This is a genomic window from Streptococcus infantis, assembly GCF_047463315.1.
GTDB classification, from domain to species: domain Bacteria; phylum Bacillota; class Bacilli; order Lactobacillales; family Streptococcaceae; genus Streptococcus; species Streptococcus infantis_AB.
In genome coordinates, this window is sequence record NZ_JASHEB010000004.1 from 189,472 (window position 1) to 205,898 (window position 16,427).

The 16,427-nt window shown below is 37.1% G+C and carries 11 protein-coding genes; 8 read left to right on the forward strand and 3 right to left on the reverse strand.

The features are described from left to right. The first annotated feature begins 51 nt into the window (after nt 1-51). Nucleotides 52-312 (forward strand): SemiSWEET family transporter, encoded by a 261-nt coding sequence (locus QM857_RS06125; protein WP_414275382.1) that lies wholly within the window; start codon nt 52-54, stop codon nt 310-312. A gap of 47 nt (nt 313-359) precedes the next feature. Here the strand turns inward: QM857_RS06125 and QM857_RS06130 are convergent, their stop codons facing one another. Then, nucleotides 360-1,169, reverse strand: a complete 810-nt coding sequence (locus QM857_RS06130) for a Cof-type HAD-IIB family hydrolase (protein ID WP_414275383.1) — start codon at nt 1,167-1,169, stop codon at nt 360-362. Between the two features lie 116 nt (nt 1,170-1,285). Between QM857_RS06130 and rexB the strand changes: the two genes are divergently transcribed. The 7 genes from rexB to QM857_RS06165 all read left to right on the forward strand — a co-directional run bounded on the left by rexB (nt 1,286) and on the right by QM857_RS06165 (nt 13,626). Next, nucleotides 1,286-4,537 (forward strand): ATP-dependent nuclease subunit B, encoded by a 3,252-nt coding sequence (gene rexB, locus QM857_RS06135; protein WP_414275384.1) that lies wholly within the window; start codon nt 1,286-1,288, stop codon nt 4,535-4,537. Further along, the gene (gene addA, locus QM857_RS06140) at nt 4,534-8,172 is read left to right on the forward strand and encodes a helicase-exonuclease AddAB subunit AddA (protein ID WP_414275385.1); all 3,639 of its coding nucleotides are present in this window, start codon (nt 4,534-4,536) and stop codon (nt 8,170-8,172) included. The genes rexB and addA overlap by 4 nt, the downstream gene beginning before the upstream one ends. Before the next feature lie 90 nt (nt 8,173-8,262). After that, nucleotides 8,263-8,760, forward strand: coding sequence for a YkgJ family cysteine cluster protein (locus QM857_RS06145; protein ID WP_414275386.1), 498 nt, complete (start codon nt 8,263-8,265; stop codon nt 8,758-8,760). Nucleotides 8,761-8,969: 209 nt separating this feature from the next. Next, nucleotides 8,970-10,013, forward strand: coding sequence for a glycosyltransferase (locus tag QM857_RS06150; protein WP_414275387.1), 1,044 nt, complete (start codon nt 8,970-8,972; stop codon nt 10,011-10,013). Next, a complete protein-coding gene (locus QM857_RS06155) occupies nt 10,010-10,921 on the forward strand; it encodes a phosphodiester glycosidase family protein (RefSeq protein ID WP_414275388.1) in 912 nt (303 codons plus the stop codon). Before QM857_RS06150 ends, QM857_RS06155 begins: the two co-directional genes overlap by 4 nt. Then, on the forward strand, nt 10,896-11,321 hold the full coding sequence (locus QM857_RS06160) for a hypothetical protein (protein ID WP_414275389.1): 426 nt from the start codon (nt 10,896-10,898) through the stop codon (nt 11,319-11,321). The genes QM857_RS06155 and QM857_RS06160 overlap by 26 nt, the downstream gene beginning before the upstream one ends. A 220-nt stretch (nt 11,322-11,541) precedes the next feature. Continuing rightward, nucleotides 11,542-13,626: a glucosaminidase domain-containing protein gene (locus QM857_RS06165; RefSeq protein WP_414275390.1), complete on the forward strand. Its 2,085-nt coding sequence runs from the start codon at nt 11,542-11,544 to the stop codon at nt 13,624-13,626. Nucleotides 13,627-13,776: 150 nt separating this feature from the next. On the opposite strand, the gene QM857_RS06170 is transcribed toward QM857_RS06165, so the two are convergent. Both QM857_RS06170 and QM857_RS06175 read right to left on the reverse strand, forming a co-directional pair. After that, nucleotides 13,777-15,711 (reverse strand): LPXTG cell wall anchor domain-containing protein, encoded by a 1,935-nt coding sequence (locus QM857_RS06170; RefSeq protein ID WP_414275391.1) that lies wholly within the window; start codon nt 15,709-15,711, stop codon nt 13,777-13,779. 345 nt (nt 15,712-16,056) lie between these two features. After that, the coding region (locus tag QM857_RS06175) for an LPXTG cell wall anchor domain-containing protein (protein WP_414275393.1) at nt 16,057-16,427 on the reverse strand (371 nt) is incomplete at its 5' end.

Genomic DNA, 16,427 nt, shown 5'->3' on the forward strand with positions numbered 1-16,427 from the left:
CCATCTAAAAAAATAGTGTATAATTAAAAATGTTTTTGAAAGGAGAAGAAAATGACTGAAAAACAAATGAAAACATTGGGTTGGATTGCAACCTTTATGTCTGTTATGATGTATATCTCATATATTCCACAAATTATGAACAACCTTGCGGGTCAAAAAGGGAATTTTATCCAACCAGCAGTAGCTGCACTTAACTGCAGTCTTTGGGTTTACTACGGACTCTTTAAAAAAGAACGTGATATTCCTTTGGCAGCAGCTAATGCACCAGGTATTGTTTTTGGGATTATCACAGCTTTGACAGCTTTATTTTAAAAATAAAAAGCAACTAGCAGAATGTTCTGCTGGTTGCTTTTATTTGTTTACAAAATATATTTCTCAATAGCGCGTGCAACGCCTTCTTCTTCATTGCTAGCAGTTACGGCATCAGCAAGAGATTTGACGTGGTCGCTGGCATTTCCCATAGCAATCCCTAACCCTGCAAACTCAAGCATCTCAATGTCGTTATTGGCATCACCCATGGCCATGATTTCAGAAGGCTGGATATCTAAAATCTCAGCCAAGCGAGAAAGAGCAGAAGCCTTTGTTGTACCAAGTGGCATTGCTTCATAGATAACAGGTTGAGAACGAACACCGCTAAATCCCTGACAAAGTTCATCCGCAAATCGTTGTTCAAAATCATCTGTTTGTTCTTTTGTACCTAAGAACATGCCTTGGAACATACGATACTTACCACTAGTAGCTTCTTCCAGTGAGATTTCAGTCAGATCAGCAAAGACAAGTGTTGCATCATATTGAACGATAGGATTTGGTTTGCCTCCGAGAACGAAGTAGTGTTCCTCGTCAAAGAGAGTCAACTGGACCTCGCTCTTTTCAGCAAGGTCATTCAGGTATTCAATGTCAGATTTGCTAAGTTCTCGCCAGTCAACAAGGCTCCAGTCACTAGTTTGGTGGGTAGAACAACCATTGTTGACAATAACGTATTCATTCTGCAAATCAAGCCCGAGTTTCTTGTAGTAGGGAAGAACTCCAAAGAGAGGACGTCCAGTACATAGAACCAGTTTGACACCTTTTTCGATAGCTTTATGAATAGCATCAATATGAGCCTGAGGAATTTCCTTGGCTTCGTTGAGCAGAGTTCCGTCCATATCCAGAGCAAGTAGTTTAATCATAGTATTTCCCTTTCTCGTGTTTTGCCTATATTATAGCATATTTTGAGAATCAGAGACAGAATCTTCTTTTAAATCATGGTATAATAAAAGGTAATAAAAAAACAAATGAGGCAGAGATGAAACTACTTTATACCGATATTCGGACTTCTTTGACAGAAATCCTGACCAAGGAGGCTCAAGGACTAGTTGACCAAGGCAAACGAGTCTTTTATATCGCCCCTAACTCTCTTTCTTTTGAAAAGGAACGTGCCGTGCTGGAGTACTTGACTCAGCAGGCTTCTTTTGCTATTACAGTCACGCGCTTTGCTCAAATGGCTCGTTATTTGGTTTTAAACAATATACCAGCGAAGTCTAGTCTCGATGATATCGGTCTGGGTATGGCTTTTTATAAGTGTTTGTCTGAGATAGACGCTAAGGATTTGCGTGTTTACGGGGCTATTAAGCAAGATCCGCAATTCATCCAACAACTGATTGAGATTTATCATGAAATGACAACCGCGAAGATGAGCTTTCTGGATTTAGAAAGTCTATCTGACGCTGATAAACGTTCTGATTTACTCTTGATTTTTGAAAAGGTAACAGCATATCTCAATCAAGGTCAAGTTTCACAAGGAAGCCCATTATCGTATCTGATTGATGCTATTGAAGAGGATAAGGTAAGTAGCGATTTTAGTAAGATTGCCCTAGTTATTGATGGTTTTACTCGTTTTTCTGCAGAAGAGGAACACCTAGTGGATTTGCTCCATCGTAAGGGTGTTGAAATTGTTATTGGGGTTTATGCGACTAAAAAAGCTTATACAAGTCCTTTTACTGATGGGAACCTCTATCAAGCCAGTGTTGAGTTTTCGCATCATTTAGCCTTTAAATATCAGACTAAGGCAGAAGATGCATGTCAAGAACACGGAAATCTTGATGCTTTTGCTAAAGCCTCAAAACTACTGGAAAGTGCCTATGATTTTTCTGAAATTAGCTTAGATGTTAATGATGAAGATAGACAAGATTTACAAATCTGGTCTTGTCTGACACAAAAAGAAGAGCTGGAGCTAGTTGCTCGCAGTGTTCGCCAGAAATTGCACCAAGAACCAGAACTGAGTTATAAGAATTTTCGTATTCTACTAGGAGATGTAGAGTCCTATAAACTGTCCTTGCAGACAATTTTTAATCAATATCAGATTCCCTTCTATTTGGGTAAGAGTGAGTCTATGACTCATCATCCTTTGACTCAATTCGTAGAATCCATCGGACGTCTCAAACGGTACAATTTCCGTCAAGAAGATTTGATTAATCTCTTACGAACTAACTTGTATACGGACCTTAGTCAAGAGGAAATTGATAGCCTTGAACAATATCTCCGCTATCTGGGGATTGATGGTCTTTCTAATTTTAAACAAGAGTTTACAAAGTCACATCACGGAAAGTTTGATCTAGAAAAATTAAATGAACTTCGACTTCGTATCATTACACCTTTAGAAAATTTACTAGGAAGTCGCAAGCAAAAGGCTGAAAATATTCTTGCAAAATGGAACAACTTTTTGAAGGAAGCTCATTTGACCAAGCAGTTACAAGTCTTAACAGAAACATTGGAGGTATCTGAACAAGAAAGACAAGAAGAAGTCTGGAAGGCTTTTTGCCATGTTATGGAGCAATTTGCAACCGTATTTGAAGGTTCACTGGTTAATTTAGATGATTTCTTATCTTTACTTCATTCTGGGATGTCCTTGACGAACTATCGCACAATACCAGCAACGGTAGATACGGTTCTGGTGCAAAGTTATGATTTGATTTCACCTTTGACTTCTGATTACATCTATGCACTTGGCTTAACCCAGGATCATCTACCTAAAATCACCCAAAATACTAGTCTTTTTAGCGATGAAGAAAGGGAAGTACTGAACCAAGCAACCCAAGAAGGTTCTCAATTACTGATTGCAAGTCAAGAAAACCTTAAGAAAAACCGCTATACCATGCTTTCTTTGGTCAATTCTGCCCGTAAACAGTTAGTCTTGTCAGCACCAAGTTTGTTCAATGAAGACGAGAGTGAAGAGTCCATTTATTTGAAGGAATTGCAAAACTTAGGTTTTACCAAGATCGAAAAAAGAATCGACAGAAAAAATCTATCGAAAGATGATATTGGTTCTTATCACAGTCTTTTGTCTAGTCTTGTTGCCTATCATCAGCAAGGTGAGAGTGAGACAAGTGACCAAGACTTAACTTTTATAAAAGTTCTGGCTCGTGTCATGGGGAAAAAGTTGGAAGACCAAGGTTTAGAAAATCCAGTCCTGCCTACAAGTCCTCGCAGTAAGACTTTAGCGGCAGATACTTTAGATGCCTTGTATCCTCAAAATCAAGATTTTTATCTATCAACATCTGGTCTAACAGAATTCTATCGAAATGAATACAGCTATTACCTTCGGTATGTATTGGGCCTACAGGAAGAATTGCGTTTGAAACCTGACGCTAGAAGTCACGGGAATTTCTTGCATCGTATTTTTGAACGTGCGATGAAACTTCCTGCTGATACATCTTTTGATCGCCGTTTAGAACAGGCCATCTCTGAAACTAGTCAAGAAAGAGAGTTTCAAGCTATTTATCAAGAAAGTTTAGAATCTCAATTTGCTAAGGAAGTTCTCTTAGATGTGGCACGTGCTACTGGACATATTCTTCGTCACAATGCTGATGTCGAAACAATTCAAGAGGAGGCTGTTTTTGGTGGCAAGGAACAAGCTTTTGTACAGTTAGATAATGGTCGTAATGTCTATATTCGTGGGAAGGTTGACCGAATTGACCGTTTGAAAACTTCTGATGCTATCGGTGTTGTAGATTATAAGTCTTCTTTGACTCAGTTCAAGTTTCCTCTCTTTTATAACGGTCTTAATTCGCAATTGCCGACTTATCTTGCCGCCCTCAAGCAAGAAGGGAATAGAGACTTCTTTGGTGCCATGTATTTAGAGATGGCTGAACCGATTCAGTCATTACAAACTGCTAAAACTCTTTCAAAGGCAGTAACAGAAACCAATAAGAGCATGAAATACCAAGGTCTCTTTCTCGAAAAAGAGATGCAACACCTCGGAGAGTTTTACAATAAAAACAAGACCTATCAGTTATCTGATGAAGAATTCCAATTATTACTAGACTATAATGCCCTTATCTACAAAAAGGCAGCAGAGAAGATTTTATCTGGTCAATTTGCTATCAATCCATATACAGAAAACGGTAGAAGCATTGCGCCCTATGTCCAGCAATATCAATCTATTACAGGTTTTGAAGCTAATTATCATCTAGGTCAGGCTAGATTGTTAGATAAGGTAGCTAAGAGCAATGACAAGGAAGCATGGTTTAATAAAATCAGAGAGGAGTTGGAGCGATGAAATTTTTATCTCAAGAAGAGATTAAAGAGTTACAAGTAGCAGAAGCTCAGTCTAACAAGAAACCTAAGAAAACGGCTGAACAAATTCAAGCAATCTATAGTTCTGGTCAAAATATTCTAGTTTCAGCTTCTGCTGGTTCAGGGAAGACTTTCGTCATGGCTGAACGAATTCTTGACCAACTAGCGCGTGGAGTAGAAATTCGCCAACTCTTTATTTCAACCTTTACTGTTAAGGCAGCAACCGAGTTAAAAGAACGCTTGGAGAAGAAAATCAGCCAACAGATCCAAGAAACGCAAGATGTGGAACTAAAAAAGCATCTTAGTAGACAATTAGCCGATTTACCCAATGCAGCGATTGGGACCATGGACTCATTTACCCAAAAATTCCTGACCAAACACGGTTATCTCCTTGACCTCGCCCCAAACTTTCGGATTCTTGAGAATGAAAGTGAGCAACTCCTCTTAAAAAACGAAGTATTTCGGCAGGTTTTTGAAAAACACTACCAAAGTAAGGAACAAGAACATTTTAGTCAGCTGGTTAAGAACTTTGCAGGTAGAAGCAAGGATGCGCGTGGACTGCGTAAACAGGTCTATATGATTTATGACTTTTTGCAATCTACTAGCAATCCTCAGGCTTGGCTAGAGGAATCTTTCCTAAAAGGTTTTGAAAAGGCTGATTTTACGGTTGCTAAAGAAAAACTTGCAGAGGAAATAAAAGAAAGACTTTGGGATTTAGAAAGCTTTTTCCGCTATCATTTGGAGAATGATGGGAAGGAATTTGGTAAAGCAGCTTACCTAGAATCTGTCCAACAAGTCCTTGATGAAATCGGTGCTTTAACGACTGAATCGAATTTTAATCAATGTCAGGAAGTTCTTGATAGAATAGTAAATAATATTGGTAATGGTCTTGTCAATCGTAATCGTAATGCCGACCTTAAAATTTTAAGAGAGGCCTATAATGAAGAAAGAAAAGCAAAATTTAAAAAACTAAACTCTCTTCAAAACGAAATTACGTTACTAAAATTCCAAGAAGATTATCATCAAGAGTCCTGGGACTTGGCAAAGACATTCCAAGTGTTCATGAGAGATTTTGTTGATGCCTATCGACAACGAAAACGCGAAGAAAATGCCTTCGAATTTGCTGATATTAGCCACTATACCATTGAGATTTTGGAAAACTTCCCACAGGTTCGTCAAGAGTATCAGGAACGCTTCCACGAAGTCATGGTCGATGAATATCAGGATACCAACCACATCCAGGAAAGAATGCTAGAACTCCTCTCAAACGGTCATAATCGTTTTATGGTAGGAGATATTAAGCAGTCTATTTATCGTTTTAGACAGGCCGACCCACAAATTTTCAACGAAAAATTCCACAGCTTCGCTCAAGATGACACAGAAGGTCAGTTAATTCTGCTTAAAGAAAATTTTCGGAGCAGTTCAGAGATTCTTGATGCTACGAACGATGTCTTTAAACACCTCATGGACGAGGAAGTTGGAGAGATATCTTATGACGGTATGCATCAACTTGTTTTTGGAAATACTGATATTCAATCAAATCCAGAAAACAAGGCAGAAGTTCTCTTGTACGATAAGGATGATGATAGCGATTCTGATGATGAGGAGGAACTTGCAACTAATAAACTGACTGGTGAAATGCGAATGGTGCTCAAGGAGATAATTCACCTTCATAATGATAAAGGTGTACCTTTCAAGGACATTGCTCTCTTAACTGCTAGCAGAAGTCGCAATGATCAGGTTCTACTAGCATTGTCAGAGTATGGTATTCCTGTCAAGACAGACGGTGCTCAAGCAAACTATTTGCAATCCCTAGAAGTCCAGGTGATGTTGGATACTCTTCGTGTCATCCACAACCCTCTTCAAGACTTTGCTTTGGTTGCTCTAATGAAATCTCCGATGTTTAGCTTTGATGAGGATGAATTGGCTCGTCTCGCTCTCCAAAAATCTGAGGATAAAGTTCAAGAGAACTTTTATGAGAAATTAGTCAATGCTCAAGCGAAAACTAGTCTTCATAAGGATTTAATTAAGCCTGAACTCCATAAAAAATTAGAATTTTTCATGGAAACAGTCCAGGGTTGGCGCTTGTATTCCAAAACACATTCTCTTTATGACCTCATTTGGAAAATCTATAGTGACCGCTTTTACTATGACTATGTCGGTGCGTTGCCAAATGGACAGGCCAGACAGGCAAATCTCTACGCCCTTGCTCTAAGAGCGGATCAGTTTGAAAAGAGTAATTACAAGGGATTATCCCGATTTATTCGAATGATTGACCAAGTCTTGGAAGCCCAGCATGATCTTGCCAATGTTGCTGTAGCACCACCTAAGGATGCAGTAGAACTTATGAGTATTCATAAGAGTAAAGGGCTTGAATTTCCTTATGTCTTTATCCTCAATATTGATCAAAAATTCAACAAGAAGGATACTATGTCTGAGGTTATACTCAGTCGCACAAATGGAATTGGGTTAAATTATGTAGCTAGAGTAGCTACAAATGCAAAAGAGGAATATCTTCCATCATCGATTAAGTTATCCATACCAAGTTTAACTTACACGCAAAACGAAGAAGAGCTGCAATTGGCAAGTTATTCTGAACTCATGCGTTTACTCTATGTAGCCATGACTCGTGCTGAGAAAAAACTCTATCTAGTCGGAAAGGGATCAAGGGAAAAGTTGGAGTCTAAAGAATATCCGACAAATGGAAAAGGTCTTTTGACTCGAGAAACGAGACTAGATGCTCAGAATTTCCAGGATTGGATTTGGGCCATCTATCAAGCATTTTCTAAAGAGGATTTGCATTTTAGTGTACGCTTTGAAGGTGAAGAACAACTAACCGAAGAAGCTATTGGAAAATTGGAAACTAAAAGCCAGCTCCAAGATCTTTCTCAGGCAAGCAATCGTCAGTCTGATACCATTAAGGAAGCTCTACAAATGCTGAAAGAAGTGGAAGTATACAATGAAATTCACAGAGCAGCAATTATTCTTCCAAGTGTTCAAACCCCGAGTCAGATTAAGAAGTTTTATGAACCAGTCATGGATATGGAAGGTGTAGTAGTAGCTGGTCAAAGTAAACCAAAAGAAAATAGTATTCTGTTTGAACTTCCAGACTTCTCCAAGACAGAAAAAGTCACTGGAGCTGAAATTGGTAGTGCTACCCATGAACTCATGCAGCGAATCAATCTCGATAAAGAACCTACTTTGGAAACCTTGACAGAAGCATTGGAGCAAGTTCAGGCAACTTCAGCTGTTAAAGATAAAGTTAACCTAGAAAAAATCTTGTCTTTCTTTGATACAGTTCTTGGTCAAGAGATTCTTAAAAATCAAGATAAACTTTATCGAGAACAACCCTTCTCTATGTTAAAAAGAGATGCTAAGAGTCAGGAAGACTTTGTTGTCCGTGGAATTTTAGATGGTTATCTCCTCTATGAGGATAAAATTGTTCTCTTTGACTACAAAACAGATCATTATGAATATCCAAGTCAACTGATTGAACGTTATAGAGGTCAATTAGACCTTTATGCAGAAGCCTTATCCCGTTCTTATGAGATAGATAAGATTGAAAAATATCTGATTTTGCTAGGCAAAGATATGGTTGAAATAGTAGAAGTTAACTAATCTTGTATAAACTATTGCCTTCCTTGGCAGTAGTTTTTATTTATTTTCAGTTATGGTATACTAGTTTCAGAAAAGGATGTAAAAGAATCTATGCCAAAAGAAATCGATATCGAATACTATCACCAATTAGCTTTACAAAAGCAAAAAGAGCATCGTAAATTTCTTGGAAATCTGAAAAAGAAAGCTCCAAAAAACCTAGATAAGATTGCGCTGGAGATTCACCAGGAAGTTTTTGAAGAAATTGATTGTACAGCCTGTGCAAACTGTTGCAAGAGCCTTGGACCAGACTTTAAAGAAGCAGATATCACACGCATTGCCAAGTACTTTAAAATGAAATTACCTGCTTTCGAAGACGAATTTCTACAGGTGGATGAAGACGGTGATAAGGTATTTAAATCTATGCCTTGTCCCTTCTTAGGTGGCGATAATCTATGTTCTATCTATGATGTTCGTCCTAAGGCTTGTAGAGAATTTCCACATACCGACCGAAAAAAGATTTATCAAATCAATAATCTGACTATCAAAAACACTTTAACCTGTCCTGCGGCCTATCTTTTCGTTGAGAAATTAAGAGAAAAATTAGAGTAAATTTTCTATTTTATAATAAATTTTATCCTCAAGTAGACTTGCTATTTGAGATTTTTTGTATATTTATTAACCTTGAATATTTTTACTTGCTAGAGAAAACCTGTCTTTATCTTAAAGTTTCTTTAACTTTTTCTTAAAGAAAACTAATATAAGGTATCTTTAAGCGATATTCTGTATAGTTATACCATTACTAAGAAAGGAGTGCCGGTATGAACTATATAGTAATTCCAGCTTATCAACCTGATAATAAACTTATCAAACTCATCGAAAAAATCCATGAAAAGAGTGATTTTCATATTCTAGTTATCGACGACGGCAGTTCATCAAAGTGTCAAAATATCTTTGATAAAGCTGAGCAATATGCTACGGTACTCCGTCACGAAGTGAATCAAGGTAAAGGGCAGGCGCTTAAAACAGCCTTTTCTTATATCCAAGAGCAAAACATTTATGGAACTGTCGTAACAGCAGATGCGGATGGGCAACACAAAATTTGGGATATTTTCCGTGCGGCTAACAAAGCTTCTGAAAATCCTAACAAGCTAATCTTGGGTGTGCGTGCCTTTACAGGTAAGGTTCCACTCCGTAGTCGTTTTGGGAATAGCCTGACAAAAGTACTCTTTAAATTACAAACAGGAGTAGGAGTAACAGATACTCAGACAGGCCTTCGCGCCTTTACAACAAATCTCATTCCTTTTATGCTAAAGATCGAAGGTCAACGTTATGAATACGAAATGAACATGCTTCTGGAAGCAAGCAAAGAATATGAAATCTTAGAAGTACCAATCGAAACGGTCTATATCAATGATAATGAGGATTCACACTTCCGTCCAATAAAAGATGGGCTCATGATTTATAAAAATATCTTTAAATTTGCCTTATCATCCCTTAGTAGCTTTGTTGTAGACTATATCGTTTACGCTATTGCAATCTTGTTTTTAGCAACAGCGCCAACAAGTTTCCGGATTTTTCTTGCTAACGGTATTGCTCGTGTGACCAGCTCCATTTTTAACTTTTCTACTAATAAAAAACTTGTTTTTAAAAATGAGGATGGTCTTGTGAAAACAGGGATAGGATACTTCGGTCTGGCAGTAGGACTCTTTATTCTTGACACGTTGCTTATTCGTCTATTCTATGCAGTATTTGGAATGAATCTCTTAATCGTTAAAATTATTGTTGGAATTCTTCTCTTCGCTGTCTCTTGGACAGTGCAAAAGAAATTAATCTTTAAGGAAAGGACATCAACTGTATTATGAAATTTTTAAAAAAACCATATGCTTATGCCTCGATTCTCGGTTTACTCTTGACAGGATCCTTTAGCTACTCCATGCTGAAGACTTTTGTCCTTGCTGAGACTATTTCGACAGTAGCAACAACTAGCACTAGTAAAAATACTGCCACGGCAAGCCAAGCAGCTAAAACAGCAACAGTAACTGACTCAAGTTATAAGGACGAGAATATCTCTATCAATTTGACTGAAACAACGGTCAAAAATACGCAAGTCTACGTTGCAGATATTAGGGTAAGCTCATCAGATTATCTGAAAACAGCCTTCGCCCAAAATGCCTTTGGGACCAACGTAACTGCAAAAACTTCTGAAACCGCTGCTGATAACAATGCTATTCTAGCAGTCAATGGAGACTACTACGGTGCCAACTCAACAGGATATGTTATCCGTAATGGAGTCGTCTATCGTGATAGTGTACGAGAAGATTCTAGCAATGGTGATTTAGCTATTTATAAGGATGGTTCTTTCAAGATTATTTACGAGGATCAGATTTCAGCTGACCAACTAGTTAAAGATGGTGTTGTCAATCTCTTGGCTTTTGGACCAACTTTAGTTGAAAATGGTGAGATTGCAGTAGGAACAAATGAAGAAGTTGGACAAGCTATGGCATCAAATCCTCGTACTGCGATTGGAATTATTGATGAAAACCACTATATTATCGTAGTTTCAGATGGACGTACTACTGAAAGCAAGGGTCTCTCACTATACCAAATGGCTGAAGTTATGAAATCATACGGTGTAAAAACGGCCTACAACCTTGATGGTGGTGGATCATCTACGCTTTACTTCAACGGTCAGGTTATTAACAAGCCAACGACTGGAGGAAATAGAATTTCAGAAAGGGCGGTGAGTGATATTGTCTACATCGGTTATTAATCCTAACAAAAAACGCTTTAAAAAAACTGTCATCTCTTATACACTAATTACGATTTTCTTCTTTGCTTTTTCTAGAATTTATGAAGCATTTAGTTTTGGAGAGACATCAGTTCATATGCATTACTTGTTCGCTGTACCTCTGGTGGGTGGGATAATACTAGCAATCTTGCTCAAAGCTTTTCCGTATTTGTCCAGAATTAGCCTTAATTTATGGAATTCGGCAGTAGCTATTGTTACAACAGGGACACTATTCCGAGGTATTGTCAATCTATCTGGTCGTTCAACCACACTTGATGCACCATATTGGTATGTAGGTATTAGTTTTGCAATCTTAGCTATTCTATCTACATTTATAAATCCTCTTCTAACTAATAAACGTACCAAAGTAATAGAAGGTTAATTATTAGAATAAAATAAGTAGTCGTTCAGATATTGTTCGACTGCTTTTTGTTGACTTTTATTTCTAAATTGTTTTAACAATATTACAACTTTCTTTCTTCTTAAAGATGTTACTTTTATATTTGAAATTATATTGTATAATAAAATGGATAATTCTCGTCTGTAATAGAGATAAGCAAGAAATAAAGAATATGAATTTATAAAATTGAAAGGATAAAATAATGAAAAAGTTATTGCTGGCTAGTACAGTTGTTCTTTCCATAGCAGGGATTTCTAAAACTACTGTATTTGCTGAGGAAAACCATTCTACAAACAATGTACAAAATTCAGAAAAAACTGTAGCAAATGGAACGAGTAAGGAAGCTAAAGAGAAAAAGAAAGCTCAAGGTCAAGATCAGAACGATAAGCAGAATCAGAACGAAACACAAAACAAGGCAGAAAAGGATTCTTCTCAATCTACACAGAAACAAGAAACAGCCCTTACCAAGGATAACTCTTCAACAGAAGAAATTACTGAAGAGGTCAACAAAGAAGGTTGGCAAAAAGAGAATGGTCAATGGCGTTATTATGAAAATAAAAAGGCTGTTACGAATTGGAAAAAAATAGCTGGTCACTGGTATTATTTTAACCAAGACGGTACCATGCTTAGCAATAAAGTTTATGATGACTATCTCTTTAACAAAAGCGGAGCTATGGTTGAAACTTCTTGGGTAAAAATGGATGAAAAATGGTATTATGCCACAGAATCAGGAAAGATTATCCGCAACAAATGGGAAAAAATTAACGGTTTTTGGTATCGTTTCGACGAAACTGGTGCCATGTTAACCAAAACCATTTATAACGACTACCTTCTTCAAAGTAGCGGTGCTATGCATGAGAAGGGTTGGGTAAAGATGGATGATAAGTGGTATTATGCTACAGAATCAGGAAAGATTATCCGCAACAAATGGGAAAAAATTAACGGTTCATGGTATCGTTTTGATGAAACTGGTATCATGTTAAGCAAAACCATTTATAATGACTATCTTCTTCAGACTAGCGGTGCTATGGCTGAAAAGAACTGGGTAAAAATGGATGAAAAGTGGTACTATGCTACTGATTCAGGAAAAGTCGTTCGTAATAAATGGGAAAAGATTAATAGCTCTTGGTACCTATTTGATAAAGACGGGGTCATGTTGAGTAGTCAATGGAAAGATAAATACTACCTAAAAGATAGTGGCGCCATGGCTCAAAATGAATGGTTCTTTGATAAAAAATACAATAGTTGGTTCTACTTAAAATCAGATGGTTCTTATGCTGAAAATCAATGGCAAGGGTCCTACTATCTCAAATCATATGGTTATATGGCCAAGAATGAGTGGATCTTTGATAAGAGTTACAATGCTTGGTATTATCTAAAAGAAGATGGACTATATGCTACTGGAACACTCAAAATCAATGGTAAAAATTATAGCTTTGAAAATAACGGGAAGTGGATTTCTAACCCATCTAGTTATTATAAAGTAAAACCAATAACAGCCTATGTTTATAGTGCTTCTGGAGCTAGACTTAGCTATATTTCTCAAGGTACTATAGTTGCTGTTTCTGACACAGAGTCTCAAGGTGACCGACTCCCAGTCCAAATTTCTGGACTTTCAGGCTTTATGAATAAGAGTGACCTTGCAGCTGTTAACACTAATAATGAGTTTATCCCTCATTACACAAGTGATGGTCGTTACGTTTATCACGAGTTATCACCTTATACAAGTATTCGTGTAGCACCTCATAGTTCATCGATGGCTATTGGTACAAAATACTATTCAGCAGATGGCGTTAACTTCGATAACTTTAAAGTTGAGAATCCATTCTTATATAGAGATCTAAGGAAGCCAACAAATTATACAGCAGCTGAACTAGATAAAGTTTATTCTCTTATGAATATTCAGGGGAGCCGACTTGCAGGTAAAGGAGAGGTCTTCAAAGAAGCGGAGAAACGTTATCAGGTCAACGCACTCTATCTAATGGCCCACAGTGCTCTGGAAAGTGCATGGGGACGTAGTCAAATTGCTAAAGATAAGAATAACTTCTTTGGTATTACCGCCTATGATACAACTCCATATGATTCTGCAAAGAGTTTTGACAATGTTGATAAGGGAATCTTGGGTGCAGCTAAATGGATTCGAGAAAATTATATTGATGAAGGTAGAACCTATCTTGGTAACAAATCATCTGGTATGAACGTTCTTTACGCTTCCGATCCATATTGGGGTGAAAAGATTGCTAGCATTATGATGACAATCAATAGTAAACTTGGTGAAAAAGATTAAAATATTTTAAAATCGATAACTTTAAAATGGTTATCGATTTTCTCTATTATAAATCATAAAAAATAAAGGGTTTACTTTTTTAGTAAACCCTTTTTTGGTTGTGAACTTAAATCATATAAAATTAGACCACTTTAATTGTGTTCATTAAAATTAGTTATTTTTAGATTTAAGTGAGTTTCTAACAACTAGAATTGATGAAACAAGGATGAGAGTACCAAGAATTGTTACAAATGTTCCTTTTCTTTCACCAGTTTCTGGAAGCCCTGGCTTATCTTCAGTTGTAGTTGTTGTACTTGAAGTAGCCTTAGGTTCTACAGTTGTAGTTGAAGTAGTTGTAGGCTCTTCAGTTGTAGTTGTAGTTGAAGTAGTTGTAGGTTCTTCAGTTGTAGTTGTTGTGCTTGAAGTAGTCTTAGGCTCTTCAGTTGTAGTTGTTGTGCTTGAAGTAGTCTTAGGTTCTTCAGTTGTAGTTGTTGTGCTTGAAGTAGTCTTAGGTTCTTCAGTTGTAGTTGTTGTGCTTGAAGTAGTCTTAGGTTCTTCAGTTGTTGTTGTTGTGCTTGAAGTAGTTGTAGACTCTTCAGTTGTTGTTGTAGTTGAAGTAGTTGTAGGCTCTTCAGTTGTAGTTGTAGTTGAAGTAGTTGTAGACTCTTCAGTTGTTGTTGTAGTTGAAGTAGTTGTAGGCTCTTCAGTTGTAGTTGTAGTTGAAGTAGTTGTAGGCTCTTCAGTTGTTGTGGTTGTTGAAGTAGTTGTAGGCTCTTCAGTTGTTGTTGTAGTTGAAGTAGTTGTAGGCTCTTCAGTTGTTGTTGTAGTTGAAGTAGTTGTAGGCTCTTCGGTTGTAGTTGTTGTAGTTGAAGTAGTTGTAGACTCTTCAGTTGTTGTTGTAGTTGAAGTAGTTGTAGACTCTTCAGTTGTTGTTGTAGTTGAAGTAGTTGTAGGCTCTTCAGTTGTAGTTGTAGTTGAAGTAGTCGTTGGCTCTTCAGTTGTTGTGGTTGTTGAAGTAGTTGTAGGCTCTTCAGTTGTTGTTGTAGTTGTTGAAGTAGTCGTTGGCTCTTCAGTTGTAGTTGTGGTTGTAGTTGTAGTAGTAGTAGTTGAAGTTTGATCGCCATCCACACCACCGTTTGCATTGATGTTTGCTACAGACGCGTTTACTTCTTTGGCCACAACCGCAGTTTCACCTTTGACTTGGTACCAAACTTTTGTGTTGTTCTTGAAGTCTTTTTGCTTTTCATTTTCTAATTTTGTACGATAGAAAATTAGAACGCCAGTCTTGTTGATCAAGTCTTTTGGAATTGTAACAGTGATTTTTCCAGAAGCATCAATTGTGAATGTTGATCCAGGAAAGGCCGCTAAGAAATCGTCGATAGCAGTTGCACCACCGTAATATCCAGGTTTATTACCTGTTGTAGTAATACTGAAGCTATCTTTTACAAGTGAATGACCACCTTGGATTTCATCTTCCACACGAACGTCGCCGTCCACTTCTAAGTTCATTGCGTTGATTGTCAATGTCCAAAGAATGTGTTCAGGATCATTAGCGTGCATATCCCCAGCTTTTAAGTAGAATGGAGCGTGGTTTTCGCCAGTCGCCTCTTTCTTAACGCTTAGATCTACTGTCTTATCTCCACTGATGATAGTGAATTTACCAACATGTTCTTTATCAGTTGCTGTATCATTATGAACTTCAATCTCAAATTCACCCCAACCACGGATGTTTTGAAGGTTTTTGATAGCTTCGTTAAAAGTAACAGTAGCAGAGCCATCAGTAATGACCATGTCTCCAACGTAAGTTCCGTCGATGTTTAGAGGAATAGTCTTTTTAAAACCTACCCCATAGACTGTACCAGAACTAGTCCAATTAACTTTTAATGTATCACCTGGTTGGATTTTTTGTGCGTGCTCGTCAAATGTAAACTTAACAGTTGTTTGTCCACCATTTGTGAGTTCATTTGATGAAACAGTCAGTGAGCTAATATTATTACTGACATCTCCAGCTTTTACCACATCAGACTGCGAAAATACTATGAACAATAAGGGTAAAAATACAAGAAAGAAGACTTTTGCAAGTCTACTTAGATTATTTTTTTTCATTTCCTTCTCCTATTTGTCTCCAAATTTTTACACTTATTTGTATGTTAAAACCAAAACTTACAAATATATGCATAATTATATAGGTTACTTTTTCAAGACAACACTACTAAAAATGCACCTCCTACTAGTCAATTATCAAAAAAATATCCTACAAGGTGAATTATATCACAAATAAATAAAACTTCAAGTATTTAACTATTCTAATTATAAAATTATATTAAATTCTCTGAAAAAATTTAAAACATTTACTTTGAACAATGTTTGTAAGCAATGATTCATTCGTCGAGGAAATGAAAAAGGACTATTTTTGAAATAGTCCTTTATATAGTTAATCAATCTTTAACCTTATTCTTTTTCATTTTTACGTAAGAATGCAATGGCACCGATTGATGAAATGAGAGTTACAAAACCAATGATAGTAACTAACGTTCCTTTGCCTTCACCAGTATTAGGAAGTCCCGGTTTGTCGTTTGTTGTTGTTACTGTAGATTTAGGTTCTTCACCAGTGGTTGTTGTAGTTGTTGTGCTTGAAGTAGTCTTAGACTCTTCAGTTGTAGTTGTTGTGCTTGAAGTAGTCTTAGGCTCTTCGGTTGTAGTTGTTGTGCTTGAAGTAGTCTTAGGCTCTTCGGTTGTAGTTGTTGTGCTTGAAGTAGTCTTAGGCTCTTCAGTTGTAGTTGTTGTGCTTGAAGTAGTCTTAGGCTCTTCAGTTGTAGTTG

What these genes read in the sequence shown, in the direction of transcription:
- rexB (WP_414275384.1), top strand. Translation starts at nt 1,286, where the DNA reads ATGAAACTACTTTATACCGATATTCGGACTTCTTTGACAGAAATCCTG.
- QM857_RS06145 (WP_414275386.1), top strand. Translation starts at nt 8,263, where the DNA reads ATGCCAAAAGAAATCGATATCGAATACTATCACCAATTAGCTTTACAA.
- QM857_RS06130 (WP_414275383.1), bottom strand. Translation starts at nt 1,169, where the DNA reads ATGATTAAACTACTTGCTCTGGATATGGACGGAACTCTGCTCAACGAA.
- QM857_RS06165 (WP_414275390.1), top strand. Translation starts at nt 11,542, where the DNA reads ATGAAAAAGTTATTGCTGGCTAGTACAGTTGTTCTTTCCATAGCAGGG.
- QM857_RS06125 (WP_414275382.1), top strand. Translation starts at nt 52, where the DNA reads ATGACTGAAAAACAAATGAAAACATTGGGTTGGATTGCAACCTTTATG.
- addA (WP_414275385.1), top strand. Translation starts at nt 4,534, where the DNA reads ATGAAATTTTTATCTCAAGAAGAGATTAAAGAGTTACAAGTAGCAGAA.
- QM857_RS06170 (WP_414275391.1), bottom strand. Translation starts at nt 15,711, where the DNA reads ATGAAAAAAAATAATCTAAGTAGACTTGCAAAAGTCTTCTTTCTTGTA.
- QM857_RS06155 (WP_414275388.1), top strand. Translation starts at nt 10,010, where the DNA reads ATGAAATTTTTAAAAAAACCATATGCTTATGCCTCGATTCTCGGTTTA.
- QM857_RS06150 (WP_414275387.1), top strand. Translation starts at nt 8,970, where the DNA reads ATGAACTATATAGTAATTCCAGCTTATCAACCTGATAATAAACTTATC.